Source organism: Streptomyces sp. NPDC020917 (assembly GCF_044333795.1).
In the GTDB taxonomy this organism is placed as follows: domain Bacteria; phylum Actinomycetota; class Actinomycetes; order Streptomycetales; family Streptomycetaceae; genus Actinacidiphila.
In genome coordinates this window covers 626,436-647,681 of record NZ_JBIRRR010000003.1, presented here as the reverse complement: position 1 = coordinate 647,681, position 21,246 = coordinate 626,436, and the positions used below count along the sequence as shown (strand labels likewise).

Genomic DNA, 21,246 nt, shown 5'->3' with positions numbered 1-21,246 from the left:
TCAGCCGCAGCAGCCGCCGGACGGCTTGGAGTTGTTGTCGATCTCGATTGCGGCGGCGGAGCCGATGCCGAGTTGGACGAGCTGTGGGGTGGGGGCGCAGCAGCCGCCGCTGGCCTGGGCGTTGGGGTCGTCGAACAGGCCGGAGCCGCCGCATACCCCGGTCTCGGGGAGGGTGAGTTCGACGCGGTCGGCTGCCTCGATGTCGCCGGCGACGGCGGCGGCGACCGAGCGGGCCTGCTCGTAGCCGGTCATGGCCAGGAAGGTGGGTGCGCGGCCGTAGGACTTCATGCCCACCAGGTAGAAGTCGGCCTCGGGGTGGGCGAGTTCGCGGTGGCCGTGCGGGCTGACGCTGCCGCAGGAGTGCTGGTTGGGGTCGATCTCCTCGGCAAGCGCGGGCGGGGCCTGGAGGCGCTCGTCCAGACCCAGCCGGATCTCGGACAGGAACGACAGGTCCGGGCGCAGGCCCGTCAGGACGATCACTTCGTCAACGGCGTCCAGGCGGGTGCCGTCGTCGCCGACCAGGACGAGGCTTCCCTTGCTGTCGGACTCGATCGCGGAGGTGCGGAAGCCGGTGACGGCGTCGGCGTGCCCGTTGTCGACGGCGGCCTTGGCGGCCAACCCGAGGGCGCCGCGGGCGGGGAGTTGGTCGGCGGTGCCGCCGCCGAAGGTGGAGCCTGAGATGCCGCGGCGCAGCACCCACAGAGCGTGCGTGCCGTCGGCTTCCTTGGCGAGTTCTGCCAGGGCTGCCAGTGCGGTGAAGGCGGAGGCGCCGGAGCCGATGACGGCGGTGCGCTTTCCGGCGTACCGCGTCCGCACGACCGGATCGGTCAGGTCGGGCACGCGGTAGGAGATGCGGTCGGCTGCCGCACGCTCGCCGAGGGCCGGCAGGCCGTTTCCGCCCGCGGGAGAGGGCAGGGTCCAGGTGCCGGAGGCGTCGATCACGGCGCGGGCCAGGGCGCGCTGCTCACGGCCGTCGGCGGTGGTGTAGTCGACGGTGAAGGGCTGGTTCTCGCGGTTGGCGTCCACGATCCGGTCGCGGCCGACGCGGGAGACCCCGGTCACGGTGGCGTCGTAGCGCACGGTGTCGCCGAGGACGTCGGCGAGCGGCTGCAGGTACTGCTCGGCCCAGTCGGCGCCGGTGGGGTAGGTGGCGGCGTCGGGCTTGGTCCAGCCGGCGGGGGCCAGCAGCTTCTCGGCGGCGGGGTCGGTCAGTTCGGCCCAGGTGGAGAACAGTCGCACGTGTGCCCACCCGCGCACCGCGGCTGCGGCCTGCGGGCCGGCCTCCAGGACCAGCGGGGTCAGGCCGCGCTGGACCAGGTGCGCGGCGGCGGCGAGCCCGACCGGGCCGGCGCCGATGACGACGACCGGCAGGTCGCCGGTGGGGTGAGCAGACATGGCGGTGCCCTTCCTCCAGGCGGCCGGGTGGTGAGCCCGGCCGTTGTTTCGATGTTTGTCGATGTCTCCGAGGTTGCCTCACGCATCGACGAGTGTCAACATAGAAGCATGTCGAAGTCATCATCGCCGTTGGTCGAGCTGCCGGTCCTGCAGGACGAGGTCGTGCCGTGCTGCCCGCCGATCACCGCCGGGGAGCTGTCGGTGGCCGACGCGGAGAAGATGGCGGCGATGTTCAAGGCCCTGTCCGATCCGGTCCGTCTGCGCCTGTTCTCCCGCATCGCCTCGCATCCGGGCGGCGAGGCGTGCGTGTGCGACATCCAGGACGTCGGCGTGTCCCAGCCGACGGTCTCCCATCACCTGAAGAAGCTCCGCGAAGCGGGCCTGCTCACCTCCGAGCGGCGCGGCACGTGGGTGTACTACCGGGTCGAGCCGTCCGTGCTCGCCGCGATGGGCCAGTTGCTCACCACTGCATCGACCGCAGCCTGACCACGCGCTACGTCAGCACGGCGGCGATCTCTCGGGCTGCTTCACGGGCGGGGCGCCCGACGCCGACGAGGGTGGCAGACGCGGGGCCGGTCCAGTCGCCGTAGCCGAGCAGATGCAGCCGCGGCTCGTCCGCCGCACGCGTGCCCACGGTGGCGATGCGACCGCGTTGACCACGCAGTTGCAGTGGTGCGAGGTGGGAGAGGGCTGGACGGAAGCCGGTGCACCAGATGATGGCGTCGGCCTCGGCGCGGGCGCCGTCAGCCCACTCGACGCCACCGGGCAGGAGCCGGGTGAACATCGGGTCGGCCTTGAGAAGGCCGCGGTCACGGGCCTCGCGGACGGGAGGGACGGCGACGATGTCGCCGAGTGAGGCGACACCTCCGGTGTCGGAGCGGCCTTCATCCAGGGCGCGGCGGCGAGCGGTGGCCGCATCGAACAGGGCACGGCCGTCGATGTCGTCGGCCAGGAAGCGCGGTGGGCGCTGGGTGACCCAGGTCAGTTCTGTGTCGTAGACGAGGTCCGCGGCGATCTGGGCACCGGAGTTGCCGCCGCCGACCACGATCACCCGCCGCCCGGCGAAGTCCTGCGGACGCCGGTATTCGACGGTGTGCAACTGCCGGCCGCCGAAGTCCCCACGCCCCGGGACCGCGGGGAGGAAAGGGCGCCACCAGGTGCCGGTCGCGCTGATCACGGCGCGGGCCTGCCAGGCGCCCGAGTCGGTCTCCACGCAGAGGACTTCACCCTCGCGGCGCACCTCTTGGACGCGTACCGGCCGCTGAACGGGCAGCTCGTAGCGCTTCTCGTAGTCGCTGAGGTACTCCACGACGTGCTGCGCACCGGGGTAGGTCCGGCCGGTCTGCGGCGGCATGAACCGCCCGGGCAGCGAGGAGTACGCCGCCGGCGAGAACAGGTGCAGGGAGTCCCAGGTGTGCTGCCAGGCCCCGCCGGGCCCGCTCTGGGCATCCAGGATGACGAAGTCCACGCCGAGACGGCGCAGGTGGTAGCCGGCTGCGAGCCCGGACTGGCCCCCGCCGATCACCACCACCTGCGAGGCGTTCGTCATGCGGTCGGCTGTTCCTCGGCCGCCCGTCCGGGCATGAAGATCAGCCCCACCAGGGCCAGCCCGACGACCGCGCCGATGAGCTGCATGCCGACGAACCCCGCGACCGAGCCCGGCGCAATACCCGCGAACGTGTCCGTGAACGCACGGCCGATGGTCACCGCGGGATTGGCGAAGGACGTCGAGGAGGTGAACCAGTAGGCGGCGCCGATGTAGGAGGCGACCGCAACGGCCGCCATGTGCAGCCGGTTCGTCCGGGCCAGACCGAAGATCAGCAGGATCAGGCCGGCGGTGGCGACGACCTCGCCGAGCAGCAGGTGACCCGCTGAGCGGTCGTGGGTGGAGAACTTCACCAGCGCCTTGCCGAACATCGCGTCGGCCAGGATGGATCCGGCAATCGCGCCGGCTATCTGTGCGGGCACGTAGAGCGCGGTTTCCCGCAGGGTGACGCCGGGACCGCCGCGGCGTGCGGTCCACCACTCGGCCAGGGTGACCACGGGGTTGAAGTGGGCGCCGGAGACAGGTCCGAGCAAGGCGATCAGCACGCCGAGGCCGAAGACGGTGGCGGTGGAGTTCGCCAGCAGTTGCAGTGCCACGTCGTGCGTGAGCCCGGTGGCCTGGATACCCGAACCGACCACGATGGTGACGAGCGCTGCGGTGCCGACCAGCTCGGCTGCCGCCCGTGCGGCCAGCGGCGCCCGCGGAGGCGTTGCGCCGGGCGCGGGCTGGGGCTGGGACGACGGCTTTGCGGCGGGAGGTGTTGCGGGCTGCGGCGAGGCAGCGGTGCCGGCGTCGATGGCGCTCAACAAGACTCCAGAAAGGCGGGGTTCGGGGACAGGGCAGGGCTTTACGCGGGACGCCCGGTCACGGGCAGGAACGCTTGACGCTGTTCTCGGTGGTCTGCCGCGCGGCGGCAGCCAGTTCCGTGAAGGACCCGGCCAGGGATTCCAGCACCTCGGGGCGCAGCTTGTAGTACGTGAAGCGGCCGCACGGCTCGGTCTCCACCACTCCGGCTTCGCGGAGCACCTTCAGGTGGTTGGACAGGTTGGTCTGTCTGGCGCCGGTCTCCTCCACCAGGTGCGTGGTGCACAGGGTCTCGCGGGCAAGGAGGGTCACGATCCGCAGGCGCAGGGGGTCGCCCAGAACCCGGATCAGATCAGTGTCGACTGACGTCAGCATGGGGTGATACTTTCACATCAGTGGGTGCTGATGCCAGCCCCGCCCGGTTCCTGGCACCCGCATGCCCGGGGCCGCCCTGCCCCTGCCGGAGGGCCCGATGCCCGCACCCGCCCCGCCCGCTGTCCCCGACCATCGTCTGCGGACCGCGGTCGCCCGCCTGGCCGTTGTGGACTGGCCCGTACCCGACCCGTCCGGTGCCGGCCGCCGGGAGGTCTACGAGGTCCGCGACGACCTGGACATCCGCACCTCTGCCCTGCTGGCCGAACTCCTGCCCGACCACTGACCGTCCCCTCTCCGCTGAGCAGAAAGACCGACATCCCGTGTCTGACAAGCCCTCCGTGCTGTTCGTCTGCGTCCACAACGCCGGCCGCTCCCAGATGGCGGCCGCCTGGCTCACCCACCTGGCCGGCGACCGCGTCGAGGTCCGATCCGCCGGCTCCCAGCCCGGCGACCAGGTCAACCCCGCCGCCGTCGAAGCGATGCGGGAGGTCGGCATCGACATCTCCGCCGAGGTGCCGAAGGTCCTCACCATCGACGCGGTCCGCGAGTCCGACGTGTGCATCACCATGGGCTGCGGCGACACCTGCCCGGTCTTCCCCGGCAAGCGCTACCTCGACTGGAAGCTCGACGACCCGGCCGGCCAGGGCATCGACGCCGTCCGCCCGATCCGCGACGAGATCAAGGTTCTGATCGAGGGCCTGATCGCCGAGATCGCCCCCGAGCCGACCGCATGAGCCCCACCGACAAGGTGCGCGAGGTCGTCGTCATCGGCTCTGGCCCCGCCGGATACACCGCGGCCCTGTACACCGCCCGCGCCCAGCTCAAGCCGCTGCTGTTCGGCAGCTCCATCTTCGTCGGCGGATCCCTGACCACGACGACCGAGGTCGAGAACTTTCCCGGCTTCCCCGCCGGGATCGACGGCCCCGACCTGATGACGAACATGCGCGCCCAGGCCGAACGCTTCGGTGCCGAGATGATCGACGACGACATCGTCTCCGTCGACCTGACCGGTGACATCAAGGAGTTGACCGACTCCGCCGGCACCGTCCACCGCGCCAGGTCCGTGATCATCGCCACCGGCTCCGGCTACCGCAAGCTCGGCCTGCCCCGCGAGGAGGAGCTGTCCGGCCGCGGGGTGTCCTGGTGCGCGACCTGCGACGGCTTCTTCTTCAAGGAACGCGACATCGTCGTGGTCGGCGGCGGCGACACCGCCATGGAAGAAGCGACCTTCCTCACCCGCTTCGCCCGCTCGGTGACGATCGTGCACCGGCGCAGCCGCCTGCGCGCCTCGCAGGTGATGCAGAACCGCGCCTTCGCCGACGACAAAATCTCCTTCGCTTTCGACAGTGAGATCGCCGAACTGCACGAGAGCGGCGGCATGCTCTCCGGCGTGACCCTGCGCGACGTGTTCACCGAGGAGACCCGCCGCTTGGACGTGACGGGGCTGTTCATCGCCATCGGCCACGACCCGCGCACCGAGCTGTTCACCGGCCAACTCGATCTCGACGCCGAGGGCTACATCAAGGTCCAGGCCCCGAGGACCGCCACCAGCCTGCCCGGAGTCTTCGCCGCGGGCGACGTCGTCGACCACACCTACCGGCAGGCCATCACCGCCGCCGGCACCGGCTGCGCCGCAGCTCTGGACGCCGAGCGCTACCTGGCGGCACTGTCCGACACCCACGCCGCAGCGCCGGATGCCGACCTGTCCCCCACTCCGTGAGGCCACCAGGCGCGGTGGCGTCTGTTGGGCCACCGCGCCGGAGCCCGGCCGCCTGGCCCCCGGAGCGCTGTTTCCCACCGCGCCGGTGGGAAGCCGCGATCGGCCGAAGACCTACGGCGGCATCATGCCTCGTAGGCGAGTGCCTTCTGTAGATGGAAGTCTGCGACGTCGAGCATCCACTTGCGGTTCGGGAAGTCGCCCTCGGCGATGCGCAGCGGGCCGCCGACCAGGTCCAGATGCATGACGTACTGGTAGTACTTGACGCGTCGCGGGTCGAGGTCCGGGTTGCGGAGTGCCTCGTAGTGCGGGCCGAAGCGCATCCGCATCCAGCAGTGGTCCACTTCGACATCGGTGTACATCAGGCCCTCGATGTCGATGATGACGGGCTCTCCGTCCGGACCGACGAGGGTGTGTTCCGCGCAGAGTTCGCCGTGAACCACGCCGAGTTCTGCGCGCGGTTCGAGTGCGGCGTGCAGAGCGCGGAGCTTCTCCTCCAGCATCGCCTCGCCTTCGGCCGCGCGGACGTCACGGGGCACGGCGGTGGCGATGTTGACCAGCGTGCGCTCCAGGTAGGCCTGCTCGCAGGTCATGTCCGGCGGCGCACCCCCACCATCGATCCACGCCACCCGCCCGAACGCCGGCGCGCGGTAGGCGTGCATGCGCCGGAGCATGTCCGAGAGCTGCGCGAGCGTTCGCCGGCCGGCGTCCGGATCGTGTTCCAGCAGCGCCTCCAGCGTTCCGCCGCGGACGTCCTCGGCGACGGCGATGTCGGCCGGGTAGAGATTCCTGCTGCGGTCGGCGAGCAACAGCCGCGGTGAACGAGCTCCTACCGCTTCCAGCCGACGGGTGGCACCCTCGAAGAACTCGATGCCGGAGGCGTGGGCGAACGGGTTCGACGGGTCGTCGTGACCGTCCGGAAGAAGCCCGTCCCAGTAGTCCTCGTCGGCGTTCCAGACATAGACGATCGTGCTCGTGGTGTCGTCCAGCGTGACACGGTAGACGCCCTTCTTGGTGCCGTTGAGCAGGCGGTCGACGGCGGCGATGCGGCGGTCGGTGCCGAAGACCTCGCGCATCACCGGGGTCAGGCTTTCGGCGTCGGCGAATTTTCGTTCAGCGGTCATAGGGACGATCTTGCCCCCTCGCCGGAGGTGGAGGGCAGCCAATTACCTACCAGGCGAACGGCGCGGTGGTGCGTTCGTCGTGCTCGCGCAGCATGCGCATGACGGTCGCGGGCGAGGGGTGCTGTCCCTTCTTCGTGGTGATGTCGCGCAGGCTCATCTCCTGCTCGCGCAGGTGAAGGGCCATGGAAAGCATGTGGTTCTCGGTGACGCCCGCTCCGCCGATGGTCTTGCCGCGCTTGCGGGCGGGTTCGTGGCCTTCCAGAGTGCGGTCGCGAATGTACTCGCGTTCCATGCCGGACAGGGCGGCCAGCACGGTGAACACGACGCCGGACGGGTCGTGCGAGCCCTGGAGTTCGCCGGTGAGGAACTCCAGGCCGACGTCAGCCGCCTTCAGTTCCTCAGCCAGGGCCGCAGGTTCGATGCCGCGGCCGAGCCGCTTGTGCTCTGCACGACGAGCGTGACGCGAACCCCGGAGGCGCGCAGTTCGCTGGCGTGGGCGACGGCCTTGTCCAGTTCAGGGCGCTGGATGGCGCGGGTGGAGAATCTTCTCGAAGAAGATCCGGGTGACCCCGGCTTCGGCGAGCGAGTCGACCTGGGAGTCGAGGGACTGCCGGGCAGTGGACGCACGGGCGTACCCCAGACGGGCATGCCCGACGGGTTGGGGCTTGATACTGGTGGGCTCGCATATTCAACTGTCGCCAGTTCTCCGTGGTGATCAATCTGATGGTGACTGTAGGTGATCTCCGGAGCAGCTGCATGAGTGCCATCTCGCGCACGACGCTGGCGGCCTGGTCCCAGATCGGGCGTGCCGCCTGGCCGCCCCGCTCTCGGTGGGTGGCGAGCACGTCCAGGACCACCGCGGTTGCCGGATCCGCTGCGCGGGCGGTGCGGCGCAGATCCTCAACCACCTCGTGCTCGCCTGCCGCCCTTCCAGGCCCCAGACCGGTCGGGACGCGAGCAGGCCTAGACACAGCTGCACCGTCTCCCACACGGCCTCATCGCCGCGCCGCTCCAGCTCGGCCGCCAGCGAATGGCTGGTGCCCGGCTGCCCGGTGCGGGCCAGGGCGTCGGCAGCGGCATCGAGGAGTACCTCCACCGACGGCTCGCCAGCCGCACCCTACGCCTAGCTCTTGCGCAGCCTCAGCCTGGGACAGGAGGTGCCACGGTCGTGGCCAGATCTGCGGCTGGGAGGGGCTCGGTCATGCGAATGCCGCACGAGGTTGCCAGTTCCGGACGCCCCTTTTACCGGCCGCCGTCGCTATCAGTGGGCGTCGCGGGTTCGCCGGGGAACGGTCCGGTGTGGAAGATCGGCCAGCAGATCTCGGTGCGCCACGCTGCCGGGTCCGCGCTCTCGCGGCGTGCGACGACGTAGTACTCGCGGATCGGGCCGTCGACGGCGAGGGCGTGGTCTGCGACGTAGGCGCCGAGGGTTCCGTAGGCCAGGTCGATGTTTGTGTGCGGGCCGCGGTGCACGATCGTGGCCAGCTCGACCGGCGGGATGACCAGCGCGTCGACCCGGCCCATGCGCGGCGGCCTGGTGCACGGCACGAAGATCGTCGCCGGTCCGCGCTCGTGGGTGAACAGGTCGGTGCTGAAGATCCCACCGGCCGGTCCGTCGGAGGCGAGACCCTGGGCGTCGAGCATGGCATAGATTTCGCCGAGCGCGCCCTGGTACCAGGTCAGCGCCTCGGCGACGTCCACCGTTTCGGTGACCGCGGCCGCGGGCGTGGCCGGGACGCTGCGACGGCCGATCTCGGCCCGGGTGCCGCCCTGCGGGCCTGTGAGCAGGTCGCGCAGCGAGGTGACGGCGTTCTGGGCGTGGGCGAGTTGCTGTTCCATCTGGTTCAGGTGTGCGGTGATCAGGGCGTTGCGCGTGTCGAGGTCGGGGGCGGCCAGCACATGCGCGATCTGCTCGACCGGCATGTCCAGGGCGCGGAAGCGGCGGATGATCTGCGCGGTCGGGATCTGGGCAGTAGTGTAGTGCCGGTGGCCGGTGTGCCGGTCCACCTCGCTGGGCTCCAGCAGACCCACGCGGTGGTAGTACCGCAGCGTCTTCACGCTCAGGTGCGTGGCGCGGGCGAAGTCCCCAATAGGCAGGGTGGCGTCCATACCCGTCACTGTCCCACCTCCCCCTGGGGGAGGTGCACGTCTGCGCGCGGTGTTGCACCTCCCCGAAGGGCACCTCGCAGGCTGGTTTCGAGGCGGTCGACCGGACCCGCCGTTCCCAGGGAGCAGAGTCATGACGACGGCAGAGCAAGACAAGGAAGCCATCATCTCCATCGTTCGTGAGATGGCGGAGTCGATGACCGGGGAGCAGAGCACGCGGCACTGGGCGTCGGAGGTGCTGTGGTTCGACATTCCCCCGTTCGCGTCCAGGGGTGTGGCGCCGGCGCGGAAGCTGTTCGACGACACCTTCGCCAACTTCGAGTCCTGCAAGGTCGACATCCTCGAACTGGACGCCACAGTCAACGGGGACATGGGCATCGTGTGCACGGTGCAGAGCACGAACATCGTGCTTAAGAGCGGTGCCACGAAGCACGTCATGGCCCGGCAGACCGACTGCTTCGCACGGCGAGAGAACGGCTGGGAGCTGATCCACCAGCACGCGTCCGTCCCGGCGGGCGGCGAGTGGGACGGCAAGATCACCACGGTGTAGGGGCCTGACCGGGGGTTTACTGGTGGGCTCTTGTATTCAACTGTCGCGGGTTCCCTTGGGAGCCCGGCCGGACGGTGACCGGCTGTGGTCGCCTGCGGCGTGTCGGCTCCAGGTCCCGCCGCTTTCTCTGAGGAGGCGGCTGATGGTCTTGTCGTGGTAGCCGAAGGCGTCCGCGACGACGGGGGCGGGCAGTTCGAGGAGTTGCTGCCGGATGGCGGCGCCGCGGGCGGCTGCGACCGGGATGCCGATCTCGCGCAGTCGTGAGGACATGTGGTCGGGACGGGCCGGCCGTCCGGCCCGGCGGCCGGGGAAGAGCCAGCGGGATGCCTGGTTGGTGGCGGCGTTCATGTTGTCGCGGTCTGCGATGTATGCCAGTAGCAGGGCCGCCACTGGTTCGGGTATGGGAGAGGCGGGCTCCCCGAGCCGCAGAAGCGTGGTCCCTCCGTCGTGGAGCACGTCGTCGACCGTCAACTGGACTATCCGGGTCAGGGGTTGCGCGTAGAGGAGGACGATGACGCCGGCGACACGGAGGCGCATCGGGGTGTCTGTGTCGGTCAGCAGTCGGCCGAGTGCGGCCAGGCGTTCGTCCTCGCTCAGAGCGGGTCGTCTGGAGATCTTCATAGTCGGGATGGACAGGGGGTGTGGATGTCCGGGAACCAGGCGTCGATGTCGAGCTGGCCGCAGGACGAGAGGGTGCTGTCCCGAGTGCTGAGCCACTGCAGGAAGGTGGTCGCGTGCTTGATCTGGTCGGCTGCGAAGCCGCGGACGCTCGGTGTGATGTGCCTCCGATCGGCCCGTTCCCGCAGGTGGGGAAGGACGTGCCAGGTCGCGAAGAGCTTGATCGTCTTGACGATGTGGGAGCAGATCGAGGCGGTGATCCCGCGTCAGGAGCTGGCGGCGGCGATCGCGGCCCTGTTCGAGCTGACGCCGACGTTGGACTCGGACGAGCGATCCGCCTGCCGTGACCAGGTCGGCGACCACTCCGGCGCCCGCGCCGACCTGAAGGAGTGCGCGGGGCTGCCGTCCGAGGAGTTCACCCGCCGGGCCGTGGACCGGCTAGCAGCACTGGACGCGAGCGCCGCCGACACCGGCGGGGTCTGACCACGCTTGATCGTTGCCCTCGCCCACAGCGAAGGCGGCCGGACTCCCCCCTCGGGGAGTCCGGCCGCCTTCGCTGTGGGCGTGTCAGGTCAGCACCTGCCCGCCGGACGGTCCCGCTTCACCAGGTTCGTGTAGCCGGTCGTCCCGTCCAGCCACAGCACGCGCCGGCCCGTGTCGGCCGCCGCGAACACCTGGTCACCGCGGTTGCAGGACACGCGCTGCGCGCCGCCCTTGCCGTCGGGCGCGACCTGGTACAGCTTCGGCAGCGTCTCGTTGGCCCACGACGTGGCCGGCGGCAGCGTGGTGACGGTGACCGCGTCGTCGGAGGCGGTCAGCGAGTAGGCGTAGAGGGACCCGGCACCGGACTCCGGTGTGACGGTGGTCAGGCCCGAGCCGTCCAGCGCGGCGCGCTTGACGGCGGCCTGGCCGCTGTCGGTGGCGTCGCCGTCCTCGATCCAGTACACGCCGTCGTCGGAAAGGGCGGTCTGGCCGACGCCGTTCGTCGTGTTCTTGTCGACGGGCATCAGCGTGGTCGTGCCCGTGGCGGTGTCGAGCACCTCGACGCCCAGCTTGTAGCCGTCGGACTCGGCCCACATCTTCGCGTAGGCGATCTTGCCGTCCCGTACGGACGGCAGCGCGGTGGCCACCGCGTAGCTGTTGTTGACCTGCTTGATCTCGCCGGTCTTGATGTTGATGTACACGACGTGGGGGAGACCGTAGTACGGGTCCGGCGCGGTGTAGGCGAGGATGTCGCCGTTCAGGACGATCCCGGAGACGTTGCTGGCGGTGCCGCCCACGACCTTGTCGACGCCGCCGCTGATCGGGCGTACGTGGAAGTACACGGCGCTCGACGCGAACTCGGCCCAGGCGACGTTCTTGCCGTCCGTGCTGGCGTAGACGTTGTAGTTGCCGTTGTTCGGGCTCTGCTGCTGCGGGGTGCCCTTGCCATCGGTGCTGCCCGTCCACACCGAGTACGGCTCGCTGCCGTCCTCGTTGGAGCGGGAGACGGCGTAGGTGCCGCCCGCCGCGCTGACGCCCGTACCGGCGACGTTGACCTTGGGCAGCAGGGTGTCGGTGTCGACGCCGAGCTTCGTCTCCCAGCCGGGCACGACGCCGTGCTTGGCGAACGCGGCCTCGATGGCCTTGACCTGGGCCTTGGTGGCGCCGAGTTCCTGGGCGGCGGCGAGGACCGCCGCGCGGCCCTCGGTGAAGCCGTCCAGCGGCGTCATGTACGCGGTCAGGGCGCGGTAGACGATCTGGTCGGAGAGCTCGCCGCCGAGGGCGTGGCGCATGTCCCACAGGGAGCCGGAGAAGATCGGCGAGTTGAGGTGGACGCCGCCGTTGTCACCGCGGTAGGTGACGCCCACGAAGTCCTTCTGCGTGGTCGAGTCGTTGTCGAGGTCGCGCAGCGCGCACTCGCGCGGGCTCAGCGTGGTGCACAGGTCCTCACCGAGCAGGCCCGAGTCCGGGTCGTCCATCGACTGCCCGCTGGCCTCGAGGTCGATGGCGTTGCCGAAGTAGTCGGATATCGCCTCGTTGATCGCACCGGACTGGCCCGCGTAGACCAGGTTCGCCGTGTGCTCGGTGACACCGTGCGTCATCTCGTGACCGACGACGTCGGTGTCGGCGGAGAAGGTGCGGTAGTCGCCGCCGCCCTGGCCGTACACCATCTTGGAGCCGTCCCAGAAGGCGTTGTTGTACGGCTGGCCGTTGGCGGTGACGCCGACGAGCGAGTAGATGAACCCGTCCTTGTCGTCGAGCCCCTTACGGCCGAAGTGGTCCTTGTAGTAGGCGTACACCTTGTTGGCCGCCCAGTGGGCGTCGACCGCACCGGCGTTGGTGGCGTCGGCGCCGAAGTCGGGCGTGGCCGACTTGAAGACGTCGATGCCGCTGGGCCAGGCGCCGGACGCGGTGGAGACGTCACGGCCTCGCGCGTCGTAGGTCTTCAGCATCGGGCCGGTGTACGGGGTGTCGGCGGTCCGGAAGCCGTAGTCGATCATCTGGTAGGAGCCGTCGGAGCCCTTGTACAGGTTGAGGTCGGCCTTCTCGCCGTTGTAGCGGGTGCCGGAACCCTGCACGACGAACGGCGGGGCGGTATCGGTGGAGGCGTCGTCCGTGCCCGTCGCCGAGCTCTCGGTGCCACCGGTGGCGGTGCCCGTCGCCGCGAACGTCTGGATGCCGCTGTACTGCATCACCGCGAAGCCGGAGTGGGCGTCGACGTACACCTCCTGCTCGACCGGTGTGCCGTCGGCCGGGTCGGTGCCCGTGACGGTGATGTGCCGGGTGAGCACGCCCGTGCCCTGCGGAAGGATCGTCACGCCCACGGCCTTGCCGGTGAGCGCCGCCTTGCCGGGCTTCTCGCCCTTGGCCGGGACGTGCAGCGGGGCGGCGCCGAGCTGCGAGCCGACGGCGGTGATCGCACGCTGGATCGCGGTCTGCTCGGACACCTGCGGGGTGACCGTGTCCAGTTTCAGCTGGGTGAAGTAGTTGCCGGAGGTGCCGGTGACGGTGCGCCTGCCGTCCTTCTTCGTCATGCGGACGACGTACTGGCCGCCGAGGACCGGCACGCCCTTGTACTTCTGCTGGAGGCGGACCGTCTCCTTGCCGCCCTCGCTGTCGGTGCTGACGGTCGACAGGCCGGTCGCCGACGTGTCGGCGATGTGGTAGCGGCCCTTCTTCGCCTTGAGGTGCCCGCGTGCCGCGTCGGCGGCGCTGCCGGTGCCGGCGGCCGCCTCGTGCAGTCCGGTGACAAGGGACGGCGTGGCAGTGCCGGAGCCCGGGGCGGTGGCGGGGGTGGCCGCCGGGATGCTGTCCGCGTGGGCGGCCGTCATGCCGGTCACCAGGAGCCCGGCGGCGGCGAGGAGCGCCGCCGCTCCCTGGCCGACGGCCGTGCCGCCGGTTCTGTCTGCTCTCCTGCGCGCTGAAGTCCGCACAACTCTCCTCTTCGCTGCCCTTGGCGGGCGGACGGATCTCGGATGCGGACATGCAAATGCCTGGGCAGGTGTGCGAACAACGGTTCAGCCTTGCCGACTTGTGTACGTGCACACTTGTGTGGCCTGCACGAACGAGGCGAGAATCGCCGGCGTGAGGCTCGCTGAACTCGACGTGCAATGGCAGGCCCTCGGGCTCGGAGCCGACGGACTCCAGGTCTACGAGGCCCTGTTGAACCTGCCCGCACCCGCCTCCCGCGCCGCGCTGGCCCGCTCACTCGACCTGCCGCCGCGCCGGGTCACGGCCGCCCTCGACCAGCTCGCCGAGCACGGCTTCACCCGGCCGGGCGGTGACCTGCCGCTCGTGCCGGTCCCGGTGGCTCCCGCCACGGCGCTGCGTGTTCTCCTCCACCACCATCGGGCCCAACTGCTGCGCCGATCGGCCGAGTTGGAGGAGCTGACCGGGTCGGTCGACCGGATCGCCGCACAGTTGCTGAGTACCGCGAAGGACCCGCGCGCCATCGGCATCGAGACGGTCCGCGGCGGCCGGGCCATCGCCGAGCGGGTGGCCGCGTTGCTGGTGTCGGCGCGCGAGGAGGTGGCGCTGGTCGACCGCCCGCCGTACGCCGCCAGCCAGCCGGACGGCATGCCGGCACCGCTGGATGTGACCGAGCCCGTGCGGCGCGGGGTGCGGGTGCGGGTGGTGGTGGACCGCGAGGGTCTGGACTTCCCCGGCCGGGCCCGGGGCCTCAACGACCTCTCGGGCCAAGGCGTCCAGATCCGCGTCGGTACGGACCTGCCGACCAAGCTGATCACCGTCGACCGCCGGATCACGCTGCTCCCCCCGACGGACGCGGCGGACCCGACGGCGTCGGCGCTGGTGGTCAGCGACGCCCTGCTCGGCAACGCGCTGGTGCCGCTCTTCGAGGCGTTGTGGGATCGGGCGGCGCCGATCAGCGCGGAAGCGGACGAGCAGGTCACGGACGAGGACCGCGAATTGCTGACCCTGCTGGCCGCGGGCCTGAAGGACGAGGCGATAGCGCGCCGCCTGGGCATCCACGTCCACACGGTACGCCGCCGCATCACCCGCCTGATGCAGCTGCTGAACGCGCAGACGCGGTTCCAGGCGGGGGTGCAGGCGGGAGCGAGGGGCTGGCTGACGGTGTAGCCCGACTCAGGCGAACCGGCAGTGTCGGACGGCGCTTTCCGCCGGAGGTGCGCTGTGCTGGGTGGGACCGCACGTCATGGGGTGGCGATGGCGAAATCGGGATCGGGGTCGGCGAGGCAGCCCAGCAGTTCCGTGAGGCCCTCTAAGGCCTACGGCTCCTCGTCGACGTCGCGATCCGCGCCCTGTCGCCTGCCGTCAGACGTGTTTCTCGATGGCCTCGAAGATGTCGGAGTTGGTCTCCTGCTGCCAGCCGGGCTGATCGGCCCAGTCTGCGACGTAGGAGGGCTTCGGCTCGGGGAAGTGCCGGTAGATCTGGGCGATCCAGCAAAGCGACACGAATCGGCCCTTCTGCTCGCGGCTGAGCTTCGCCGCGTTCCCCTCGCTGACCGTGACGAAGTTCTTCACCTGCCCGAACACCGCGGCCGCCGCGTGGCGTTCCCAGTCGGGTGTGTCCTCCCAGGGGGTGACGTAACCCGGCTTCGGCTCGCCAGGGAAGTGGGTGGTGACGCCCTGGATCCAGGCTTCCCGGAAGATCCGGCCAGCGTCGGTCATGGTGTGCCCTCCAGCGTGAGCTATGCGGCGGTCAGTGACGAGATGTGCTCGTTCAGGTCTGCGACACGTCTGTCGGCAAGGAACGGCGCTAGGTGGCCTCGAAGTCCGTCCAGCCTCTTGCCGACGTAGCCGGACGAGGTGCGTTGCGCGAGCTCCAACGCTGCGGTGCCGTAGGAGACAAGGCGGTCGACGTCCTGGCGTCGCGCGCCGATGACGGCGAGATCGATGAGGACGCTGCCGCGCCGACGCGGTGAGAGTTGGTGTCCCAGCGCGTCGGCCAGGGCTTCCTCGGCCAGGTCGTGGCGGCCCAGGGTCACGTAGCAACTCCCGCGCTCCTCGGCCAGGCGTGATCCGTCAAAACGAAGCCATCCACCCGGGCAGGGTTCGGCGAGGTCACGGACCTCTTCCGCCTGGTCAAGCGCTCGGTTGCAGGCGTCGAGATCGCCGAGTCCGGCGTGGACTTGTGCCTGCACCGCGGCGATCCAGTGACGGGTGGACAGGCACGGGTCGCCCTTCTGCGCCAGCCGGCCGGCTGCGTCGAGCATGGGGGCGGCTTCCCGGAATCGACGGTCGTACAGTCCGATGAAGGCGTGCCGGGTGAGGGATGCAGCCCAAAGGTCCGGGTTAGCGGCTTCCCTGCTGGCGCTGGCAGCGAGCCCATAGCACTGTGCTGCTTCGGTGTAGCGGTTTCCGTCGAAGAGGATTTCGCCGGCGAGCTGGAAAAGGTCTGCGGCCTGGCCACAGAGCTCGCGGTGCACGGCGTCACGGTGGCTGCGGCCCAGGAGCGCTGTCAGGTCGGCCAGTTGCTCGCGCACAAGCGGATACACGCTGCTCTTGTTCCTGGCGAGTCCGTAGACGCTCCAGAGTTGCGGGGTCATCGCCTGAACGTCAGGCAGTTCCCTGACGGGGAGTTGACCAGGGGCATCAGCGGGCAGCGCGACGAGCGCGCCGGTGATGCTGGCCAACCGCAGGAACTCCCGCCGCATCATGTCGTCTAGACACCCCGCCTCTGAGTGTGCCCCGGAGGCGTCTGGGGACACAGCCGGAACCTGGGCTTGCGTAGGACTCTCGTCCTCGCGTTTCAGTAGATCATCGAGTTCGGCGGCCGTGGCCTGCAGGATGCCGGCCAACCGCAACCGGAGATTCGGCTGAGGATCTGTCTCTCCGCGCTCCCAGCGTCCGACGGTCACCCTGTCCACGCTGACGGCTTCCGCCAGCCGCTCCTGACTGTAGCCCAGCGCCCGTCGACGCCTGGCTAAACCCCGGCGTGCCCCCATGCCGACCCCTTCCTTCCATTTCCAGAACCCGAGGTCAGGCCTACTGATGCACAGAGTATGCATCAAAAGAGCGCCACATCTGTTCTGTTCCCAGGTCGTCGACGCCGCTTTCCTATCACTACCGCAACGTCCGCCCGGTGAAGCAGTCCTCGTCGGGATCCAACGAAAGGTGTGACCGTGACCTCCAGCTCTCGCTTCCACAGCAGACTGGACCTGGCCTCGGTGCAGTCAGCCCCTCGGTGGGCCCGGCTCCACGCACGGGGTGTCTTCGCCACGTGGGAGATCGCGCCCGCGGCAGCCGACGATGCGGTGCTGGTCGTCTCCGAGTTGGTCACGAATGCCGTGCGCCACGCCACGGCACTGCCCGCTGCCTCGGATCAGGAGAACGGGCCCACGCGTGTGTGCGCGCTGACCTTACAGTGCATGCTCGACCACCTGCTGATCTGTGTGCACGACCAGGACCGACACCCACCTGTCCTCAAGGCGGCAGCCACCGACGGGGAAAGTGGCCGCGGCCTCCACCTCATCGACGAACTCTCCTTCGCCTGGGGGTACACGTACCCGAACCCGTCAGGCGGCAAGGCCGTTTGGGCAAAGATCGCGACCGCCGAGAATACCGAGCTGCACCCTTCTCCCCACAGCCGGCAGGCGCCGTTCGTTTCCGGGCCCAGGTGAAGAGATGGATGCGGCCCTCCGCCCGTGGTCCGGTCCCTGTCGGCCTGCGCATCGCCCGTCTGCCGCCGTCTGCGGAGCAGGACGAGGATAACGGCTGGACCACGGGCGGGTGCTGGCTGTGGTGCGGTCGGGAGGCGGCCTGGGTCCTGTGGATCGGCCCCCGGCACAGCGCATGGCATCACTGCGGACCTGTTCGCCTGCGACGCGTGCGTCCACTCCCTCGCCGATCAGATCATTGGTGTCCAGCTCTCGGCCGATCTTGGCGGTCACGAACTGACCGGCTATGCGGACGTCGGCTCACGCGGCTCGGCCAGACACCCGCGCCCGCCGCAGGGCCGGCACCGTCGCCGCTGACTCCCACCTCGCCATTCGGGTTTACGGCGTGGCCTTGCACCGTCCCACCCCTTCAGCCAGGAGTACCTCATGCCCACGACTCACTCTCACTTACCCGCCTCCAGCGTCGACTGGACGGCGCTGCACAACTTCGCCGCGCTCCGCGGGCAGCTCCGCGTCTCCTTCACGCCGCGCTGCAACATCGCTTGCTGGTTCTGCCACAACGAGGGCGACGTCCCGCCGCCGCTGACCCGGCAGGACCGCTCTCAGCAACCTCGCCCGCGGCAGCTCGACGCCGACGGCTACCTCACCCTCATCGGCTCCCTCATGGACGCCGGCCTGAAGCGCGTGTACTTCACCGGCGGCGAACCGCTCACCTCGCCGATCGCGCGGCCGATCCTGGAAAGGCTGCCTGAGCCCGGCCCGGACGCCTCGTACACGCTGATCACCAACGGGACCCGGATCCGTACCCACCGCGCATGGCTGGCCAAGACCCACCTGGACAAGGTCAAGGTCTCGCTCCACTACTTCTCCGACGCCTCGCTGCGGGCCATCGCGGGAACCAACCTCGCCATCGACACAGTCCTGGACGGCATCGAGACCGCCCGCGAGATCTTCGAACGGGTCGAACTGAACACACTCCTTCAACAGGAGAACGCCCACGAGGTCCGGCAGATCCTGGACTACGCGCTGGAGCGCCGGCTGCCCGTGCAGTTCATCGAACTCGTCGGCACGGACTTCAATGAGCGCCGTGCCACGTCCGCCTCGTCGGCGGACGACATCATCGCGCACTTGCGGACCCTGACGAGCGATGAGCACACCGAGGTCGCCGGCGTCGGCCAGGGCCGCAGGGTCTTCCGCATCGACGGCATCGAGATTGACGTCATCCACCGCGACCTCGGCCGCCACCACGTCGGACAGTGCGGCACCTGCCCCCTGCGCTCCCGATGCGTCGAAGGCTTCTGGGCCCTCCGCGTCGACCACGCGGGCAGCGTCCAGCCCTGCCTGCTCCGCGATGACCTACGGCTCGACGTGAACCATCTGCTGGCCGACCCGGCCCACCTCGCCCAGGCAGTCGCCGGCCACGTGGCCGCCTTCACGGAGGGAACCCTGTGACCCTCCCGGCCGCCTACCGCCCGCTGTCCCTCGACAGCCCACCGCGTCCCTTCGTCGTCCTCGAAGGCGTCTCCGGCATCGGCAAATCCACCCTCGCCCACGCCCTGTCCCAGCGACTGGGCGCCACGTCACTGCACACCCTCCCCCCACCGCACACCGACTGGTCAGCCCTGGTTAACGCACGTCTGCGCTCGCTCCCGCAGTTCGCGTTCTACCTGTCCGGACTGCTGCACGCCGCAGACGCGATCCGAGCCACGCGGTCGGTCACTCCGGTCGTGGCCGACCGCTACGTCTCCTCCGTGGTCGCCTGCCACGCCGCCGTCCACGACATCCCCGTCGGAGAGGTCGCCCAGCTCCTCCAGCCCTTCCGGCCCTACTTGGAGGCGCCGACCCGCACCTTCTACCTGACCTGCGCCGAAACGGCCCTGCGCGAACGCCTCGCGACCAAGAGGGACGCAAAACGGGACGACCTGGAACTGCTCGCCGTGCCCGGTCGGCTGGCAAGCCTGGTGGGCAACTTCCAGACCGTTCAGGCAGCCGACCCCACGGCTGTCGCGCTGGACACCGATGGCAAATCCCCTGAGGAGCTGGTCGATTGGATCCTGACCCGTCTGGAGGCTGACGGTGCTTAACTCCATCGACACCACGGCTGTCATTCGCGACGGTGGCGCCGTCGGCAGCTTCCCCGGCGAGATCCACGAAGGCGTCGCTTGGTGGCTCGGCGCCTGCTTCGTCACCGTCACCGCCACCACGCAACTGGCCGTCGGGAGCGACGGACGGCCGGCCACGGCCGAGTTCTTCCGCCGTCTGTGCAACGGCGCCATCAACGCCCACCACCACGCCTGCCAGGTCACCGCCGTCTCCGGCATCACCGAGGACGCGTTCCTCGCCTACCTTCAACGCCACGATCCGCTACCCGGCGCCTACGTGACCACAACCTCCGGCGAGTACGGGGCGGTCGTCGTCCACATCCGCCTGCACGCCCGCGACGGCCTGCTGCTCCAGGACGACACCGGACTTGCCCGCATCCGCCGCATGATCGCCGAGGACCGCGTCCCGATCCCCGTCAGCCACAGCGCCAAGGGCACCATCCAGCACCTGCCCCTCGATGCGATGGAGGCCACCGCATGATCGACGCCACCGAGATCATCGACAGCCGGACCAGCATCCTGTTCGTGACGATGGACTCCCTGCGCTACGACACCGCCCGAAGCGCGTACGAAGCAGGCATGACTCCGCACCTGGAGACTCTGCTTCCGCCCGGCGGGTGGGAACGCCGGCAGACCCCCGGCACGTTCACGTTCCCCGCACACATGGCCTTCTTCGCCGGCTTCCTGCCCAAACTGCCCCAGCCCGAGCAGCCGCCGCGCCTGTGGGAGTGCCGACCCCCCGCGTTCAAGACCGTTCCGCTACAGACCTTCGTCTTCGACGCCCCCAACCTCCTGGTCGGCGTTTCCCAGCACGGATACCGCAGCATCTGCATCGGTGGCGTCACCTACTTCTCCCGCGAGACCCCCCTCGGCTCGGTCCTGCCCGATCTCTTCGACGAGGATCACTGGCGGCCGGAGTTCTGCTCACCCGAACCCGACTCCACCCGCCACCAGGTCGACCACGCACTGGAGATCGCCGAGCGTTACGAAGGCCGCCCGATCTACCTCTTCGTCAACGTATCGGCCACCCACGTCCCGCACGGCCACTACCTCGGGGAGAGCCGCGACACCTTCGCCTCCCAGCAGGCCGCTCTCGCCTACGCCGACGCCCACCTCGGCCGGCTGATCACCACGCTCATAGCGCATCGCCGCTGGCTGATCATCCTGTGTGCCGACCACGGCGACGCCTTCGGTGAAGACGGCTACCGCGGTCGCGGCATCGCCCACCCCGTCGTCATGAACGTCCCCTATGCCGCCATGGTCCGTTGAAGGCCCAGAGGGATGTCGGTGACCACCGCTAGCCTCGCCCGGTATGAGCACAGCCCCACCGGACCGAGGCCGCACCCGCGACGCCTCGGTCGTCGTCGCCCGCGACGCTCAGGGCCTCGTGGCCCTCCTCAGCGCCCACTTCCCCGACCACGGAGGCGACTACCTCTTCCTCCCCGGCGGCCGCAAAGAACCGGGCGAAACCGACGAGGAGTGCGCAGCCCGCGAACTACGCGAAGAAGCCGGCATCATCGCCAGCACCTGGCGCCCCCTCGGCTCCTATGCCTTCACCCTCGCCTCTCCCGCCCGCATCCACCTCTACGAAGCCCGGGGCCTCACTATCGGCCCCCAGGAACTCACAGCCACCGAGCACGACTTCAAACTCACCTGGTGGTCGATGGAGGAAGCTCTGGACGCCGCTGCCGGAGGCCGCTTCCTCCTTCCTGCCGGCCCACTCGCGCTCCTGCTCGCCGAGCGAGACACACAAGACTGAGGTCGTGGGGGCAGGAGGTGCCGTTCTGTCCTGGCGGTTCCAGACAGCCGCTGAGAGGGGATGGTCGC

The 21,246-nt window shown here is 69.7% G+C and carries 25 protein-coding genes; 14 read left to right on the top strand and 11 right to left on the bottom strand.

Annotated features, from left to right (window positions below):
• Entirely contained in the window at window positions 1–1,395 is a 1,395-nt protein-coding gene (locus ACH4TG_RS09680) for an NAD(P)-binding domain-containing protein (RefSeq protein ID WP_398241623.1), read from the bottom strand.
• Between the two features lie 108 nt (window positions 1,396–1,503).
• On the opposite strand from ACH4TG_RS09680, the gene ACH4TG_RS09675 reads away from it, so the two are divergent.
• Window positions 1,504–1,881, top strand: a complete 378-nt coding sequence (locus tag ACH4TG_RS09675; protein WP_398241622.1) for an ArsR/SmtB family transcription factor — start codon at window positions 1,504–1,506, stop codon at window positions 1,879–1,881.
• Window positions 1,882–1,888: 7 nt separating this feature from the next.
• Here ACH4TG_RS09675 and ACH4TG_RS09670 read toward each other — a convergent pair whose 3' ends face one another.
• The 3 genes from ACH4TG_RS09670 to ACH4TG_RS09660 form a co-directional block, all read right to left on the bottom strand.
• The gene (locus ACH4TG_RS09670; protein WP_398241621.1) at window positions 1,889–2,944 is read right to left on the bottom strand and encodes an ArsO family NAD(P)H-dependent flavin-containing monooxygenase; all 1,056 of its coding nucleotides are present in this window, start codon (window positions 2,942–2,944) and stop codon (window positions 1,889–1,891) included.
• A complete protein-coding gene (locus tag ACH4TG_RS09665) occupies window positions 2,941–3,738 on the bottom strand; it encodes an aquaporin (RefSeq protein ID WP_398241694.1) in 798 nt (265 codons plus the stop codon). Before ACH4TG_RS09665 ends, ACH4TG_RS09670 begins: the two co-directional genes overlap by 4 nt.
• A 67-nt stretch (window positions 3,739–3,805) precedes the next feature.
• Entirely contained in the window at window positions 3,806–4,120 is a 315-nt protein-coding gene (locus ACH4TG_RS09660; RefSeq protein WP_398241620.1) for an ArsR/SmtB family transcription factor, read from the bottom strand.
• A gap of 97 nt (window positions 4,121–4,217) precedes the next feature.
• Between ACH4TG_RS09660 and ACH4TG_RS09655 the strand changes: the two genes are divergently transcribed.
• Genes ACH4TG_RS09655 through trxB form a run of 3 tightly spaced genes read left to right on the top strand, consistent with a single transcriptional unit; the run spans window position 4,218 to window position 5,840 of the window.
• Complete coding sequence (locus tag ACH4TG_RS09655) at window positions 4,218–4,403, top strand: hypothetical protein (RefSeq protein ID WP_398241619.1); 186 nt, start codon at window positions 4,218–4,220, stop codon at window positions 4,401–4,403.
• A 37-nt stretch (window positions 4,404–4,440) separates the two neighbouring features.
• The gene (locus tag ACH4TG_RS09650; protein ID WP_398241618.1) at window positions 4,441–4,854 is read left to right on the top strand and encodes an arsenate reductase ArsC; all 414 of its coding nucleotides are present in this window, start codon (window positions 4,441–4,443) and stop codon (window positions 4,852–4,854) included.
• Window positions 4,851–5,840 (top strand): thioredoxin-disulfide reductase, encoded by a 990-nt coding sequence (trxB, locus tag ACH4TG_RS09645; protein WP_398241617.1) that lies wholly within the window; start codon window positions 4,851–4,853, stop codon window positions 5,838–5,840. Before ACH4TG_RS09650 ends, trxB begins: the two co-directional genes overlap by 4 nt.
• 122 nt (window positions 5,841–5,962) lie before the next feature.
• Here trxB and ACH4TG_RS09640 read toward each other — a convergent pair whose 3' ends face one another.
• A complete protein-coding gene (locus tag ACH4TG_RS09640) occupies window positions 5,963–6,961 on the bottom strand; it encodes an aminoglycoside phosphotransferase family protein (RefSeq protein WP_398241616.1) in 999 nt (332 codons plus the stop codon).
• 46 nt (window positions 6,962–7,007) lie between these two features.
• Window positions 7,008–7,355 (bottom strand): recombinase family protein, encoded by a 348-nt coding sequence (locus ACH4TG_RS09635; protein WP_398241693.1) that lies wholly within the window; start codon window positions 7,353–7,355, stop codon window positions 7,008–7,010.
• Between ACH4TG_RS09635 and ACH4TG_RS09630 the strand changes: the two genes are divergently transcribed.
• On the top strand, window positions 7,299–7,676 hold the full coding sequence (locus ACH4TG_RS09630) for a hypothetical protein (RefSeq protein WP_398241615.1): 378 nt from the start codon (window positions 7,299–7,301) through the stop codon (window positions 7,674–7,676). The genes ACH4TG_RS09635 and ACH4TG_RS09630 overlap by 57 nt on opposite strands.
• Before the next feature lie 527 nt (window positions 7,677–8,203).
• Here ACH4TG_RS09630 and ACH4TG_RS09625 read toward each other — a convergent pair.
• Window positions 8,204–9,070, bottom strand: a complete 867-nt coding sequence (locus ACH4TG_RS09625) for a MerR family transcriptional regulator (protein WP_398241614.1) — start codon at window positions 9,068–9,070, stop codon at window positions 8,204–8,206.
• 130 nt (window positions 9,071–9,200) lie between these two features.
• On the opposite strand from ACH4TG_RS09625, the gene ACH4TG_RS09620 reads away from it, so the two are divergent.
• Complete coding sequence (locus ACH4TG_RS09620) at window positions 9,201–9,617, top strand: YybH family protein (protein WP_398241613.1); 417 nt, start codon at window positions 9,201–9,203, stop codon at window positions 9,615–9,617.
• 36 nt (window positions 9,618–9,653) lie between these two features.
• On the opposite strand, the gene ACH4TG_RS09615 is transcribed toward ACH4TG_RS09620, so the two are convergent.
• On the bottom strand, window positions 9,654–10,238 hold the full coding sequence (locus tag ACH4TG_RS09615) for a hypothetical protein (RefSeq protein ID WP_398241612.1): 585 nt from the start codon (window positions 10,236–10,238) through the stop codon (window positions 9,654–9,656).
• 231 nt (window positions 10,239–10,469) lie between these two features.
• On the opposite strand from ACH4TG_RS09615, the gene ACH4TG_RS09610 reads away from it, so the two are divergent.
• Window positions 10,470–10,718: a hypothetical protein gene (locus tag ACH4TG_RS09610; protein WP_398241611.1), complete on the top strand. Its 249-nt coding sequence runs from the start codon at window positions 10,470–10,472 to the stop codon at window positions 10,716–10,718.
• 89 nt (window positions 10,719–10,807) lie between these two features.
• Here the strand turns inward: ACH4TG_RS09610 and ACH4TG_RS09605 are convergent, their stop codons facing one another.
• Window positions 10,808–13,651: a M4 family metallopeptidase gene (locus ACH4TG_RS09605; RefSeq protein WP_398241610.1), complete on the bottom strand. Its 2,844-nt coding sequence runs from the start codon at window positions 13,649–13,651 to the stop codon at window positions 10,808–10,810.
• Window positions 13,652–13,802: 151 nt separating this feature from the next.
• Here ACH4TG_RS09605 and ACH4TG_RS09600 point away from each other — a divergent pair, with 151 nt between their 5' ends.
• Window positions 13,803–14,816, top strand: a complete 1,014-nt coding sequence (locus ACH4TG_RS09600; RefSeq protein ID WP_398241609.1) for a LuxR C-terminal-related transcriptional regulator — start codon at window positions 13,803–13,805, stop codon at window positions 14,814–14,816.
• Between the two features lie 195 nt (window positions 14,817–15,011).
• On the opposite strand, the gene ACH4TG_RS09595 is transcribed toward ACH4TG_RS09600, so the two are convergent.
• Both ACH4TG_RS09595 and ACH4TG_RS09590 read right to left on the bottom strand, forming a co-directional pair.
• The gene (locus ACH4TG_RS09595) at window positions 15,012–15,368 is read right to left on the bottom strand and encodes a hypothetical protein (RefSeq protein ID WP_398241608.1); all 357 of its coding nucleotides are present in this window, start codon (window positions 15,366–15,368) and stop codon (window positions 15,012–15,014) included.
• A gap of 20 nt (window positions 15,369–15,388) precedes the next feature.
• Window positions 15,389–16,645: a helix-turn-helix domain-containing protein gene (locus ACH4TG_RS09590; RefSeq protein ID WP_398241607.1), complete on the bottom strand. Its 1,257-nt coding sequence runs from the start codon at window positions 16,643–16,645 to the stop codon at window positions 15,389–15,391.
• A 177-nt stretch (window positions 16,646–16,822) separates the two neighbouring features.
• Between ACH4TG_RS09590 and ACH4TG_RS09585 the strand changes: the two genes are divergently transcribed.
• The 6 genes from ACH4TG_RS09585 to ACH4TG_RS09560 all read left to right on the top strand — a co-directional run bounded on the left by ACH4TG_RS09585 (window position 16,823) and on the right by ACH4TG_RS09560 (window position 21,178).
• Window positions 16,823–17,320 carry an ATP-binding protein gene (locus ACH4TG_RS09585; RefSeq protein WP_398241606.1) on the top strand — a complete coding sequence of 166 codons (498 nt, stop codon included), beginning with the start codon at window positions 16,823–16,825 and terminating at the stop codon, window positions 17,318–17,320.
• Window positions 17,321–17,743: 423 nt separating this feature from the next.
• A complete protein-coding gene (locus ACH4TG_RS09580) occupies window positions 17,744–18,769 on the top strand; it encodes a radical SAM protein (RefSeq protein WP_398241605.1) in 1,026 nt (341 codons plus the stop codon).
• On the top strand, window positions 18,766–19,401 hold the full coding sequence (locus ACH4TG_RS09575; protein WP_398241604.1) for a thymidylate kinase: 636 nt from the start codon (window positions 18,766–18,768) through the stop codon (window positions 19,399–19,401). Before ACH4TG_RS09580 ends, ACH4TG_RS09575 begins: the two co-directional genes overlap by 4 nt.
• Window positions 19,394–19,900, top strand: a complete 507-nt coding sequence (locus ACH4TG_RS09570) for a hypothetical protein (protein ID WP_398241603.1) — start codon at window positions 19,394–19,396, stop codon at window positions 19,898–19,900. The genes ACH4TG_RS09575 and ACH4TG_RS09570 overlap by 8 nt, the downstream gene beginning before the upstream one ends.
• Complete coding sequence (locus ACH4TG_RS09565) at window positions 19,897–20,688, top strand: STM4013/SEN3800 family hydrolase (RefSeq protein ID WP_398241602.1); 792 nt, start codon at window positions 19,897–19,899, stop codon at window positions 20,686–20,688. The genes ACH4TG_RS09570 and ACH4TG_RS09565 overlap by 4 nt, the downstream gene beginning before the upstream one ends.
• Window positions 20,689–20,731: 43 nt before the next feature.
• A complete protein-coding gene (locus ACH4TG_RS09560; RefSeq protein ID WP_398241601.1) occupies window positions 20,732–21,178 on the top strand; it encodes an NUDIX hydrolase in 447 nt (148 codons plus the stop codon).
• Window positions 21,179–21,246 lie beyond the last annotated feature (68 nt).

Excerpts from the sequence above, each read along its gene's own strand:
- ACH4TG_RS09680 (WP_398241623.1), bottom strand. The coding sequence starts at position 1,395 with ATGTCTGCTCACCCCACCGGCGACCTGCCGGTCGTCGTCATCGGCGCC.
- ACH4TG_RS09675 (WP_398241622.1), top strand. The coding sequence starts at position 1,504 with ATGTCGAAGTCATCATCGCCGTTGGTCGAGCTGCCGGTCCTGCAGGAC.
- ACH4TG_RS09670 (WP_398241621.1), bottom strand. The coding sequence starts at position 2,944 with ATGACGAACGCCTCGCAGGTGGTGGTGATCGGCGGGGGCCAGTCCGGG.
- ACH4TG_RS09660 (WP_398241620.1), bottom strand. The coding sequence starts at position 4,120 with ATGCTGACGTCAGTCGACACTGATCTGATCCGGGTTCTGGGCGACCCC.
- ACH4TG_RS09655 (WP_398241619.1), top strand. The coding sequence starts at position 4,218 with ATGCCCGCACCCGCCCCGCCCGCTGTCCCCGACCATCGTCTGCGGACC.
- trxB (WP_398241617.1), top strand. The coding sequence starts at position 4,851 with ATGAGCCCCACCGACAAGGTGCGCGAGGTCGTCGTCATCGGCTCTGGC.
- ACH4TG_RS09640 (WP_398241616.1), bottom strand. The coding sequence starts at position 6,961 with ATGACCGCTGAACGAAAATTCGCCGACGCCGAAAGCCTGACCCCGGTG.
- ACH4TG_RS09625 (WP_398241614.1), bottom strand. The coding sequence starts at position 9,070 with ATGGACGCCACCCTGCCTATTGGGGACTTCGCCCGCGCCACGCACCTG.
- ACH4TG_RS09620 (WP_398241613.1), top strand. The coding sequence starts at position 9,201 with ATGACGACGGCAGAGCAAGACAAGGAAGCCATCATCTCCATCGTTCGT.
- ACH4TG_RS09615 (WP_398241612.1), bottom strand. The coding sequence starts at position 10,238 with ATGAAGATCTCCAGACGACCCGCTCTGAGCGAGGACGAACGCCTGGCC.
- ACH4TG_RS09610 (WP_398241611.1), top strand. The coding sequence starts at position 10,470 with ATGTGGGAGCAGATCGAGGCGGTGATCCCGCGTCAGGAGCTGGCGGCG.
- ACH4TG_RS09595 (WP_398241608.1), bottom strand. The coding sequence starts at position 15,368 with ATGACCGACGCTGGCCGGATCTTCCGGGAAGCCTGGATCCAGGGCGTC.
- ACH4TG_RS09590 (WP_398241607.1), bottom strand. The coding sequence starts at position 16,645 with ATGGGGGCACGCCGGGGTTTAGCCAGGCGTCGACGGGCGCTGGGCTAC.
- ACH4TG_RS09580 (WP_398241605.1), top strand. The coding sequence starts at position 17,744 with ATGCCCACGACTCACTCTCACTTACCCGCCTCCAGCGTCGACTGGACG.
- ACH4TG_RS09565 (WP_398241602.1), top strand. The coding sequence starts at position 19,897 with ATGATCGACGCCACCGAGATCATCGACAGCCGGACCAGCATCCTGTTC.
- ACH4TG_RS09560 (WP_398241601.1), top strand. The coding sequence starts at position 20,732 with ATGAGCACAGCCCCACCGGACCGAGGCCGCACCCGCGACGCCTCGGTC.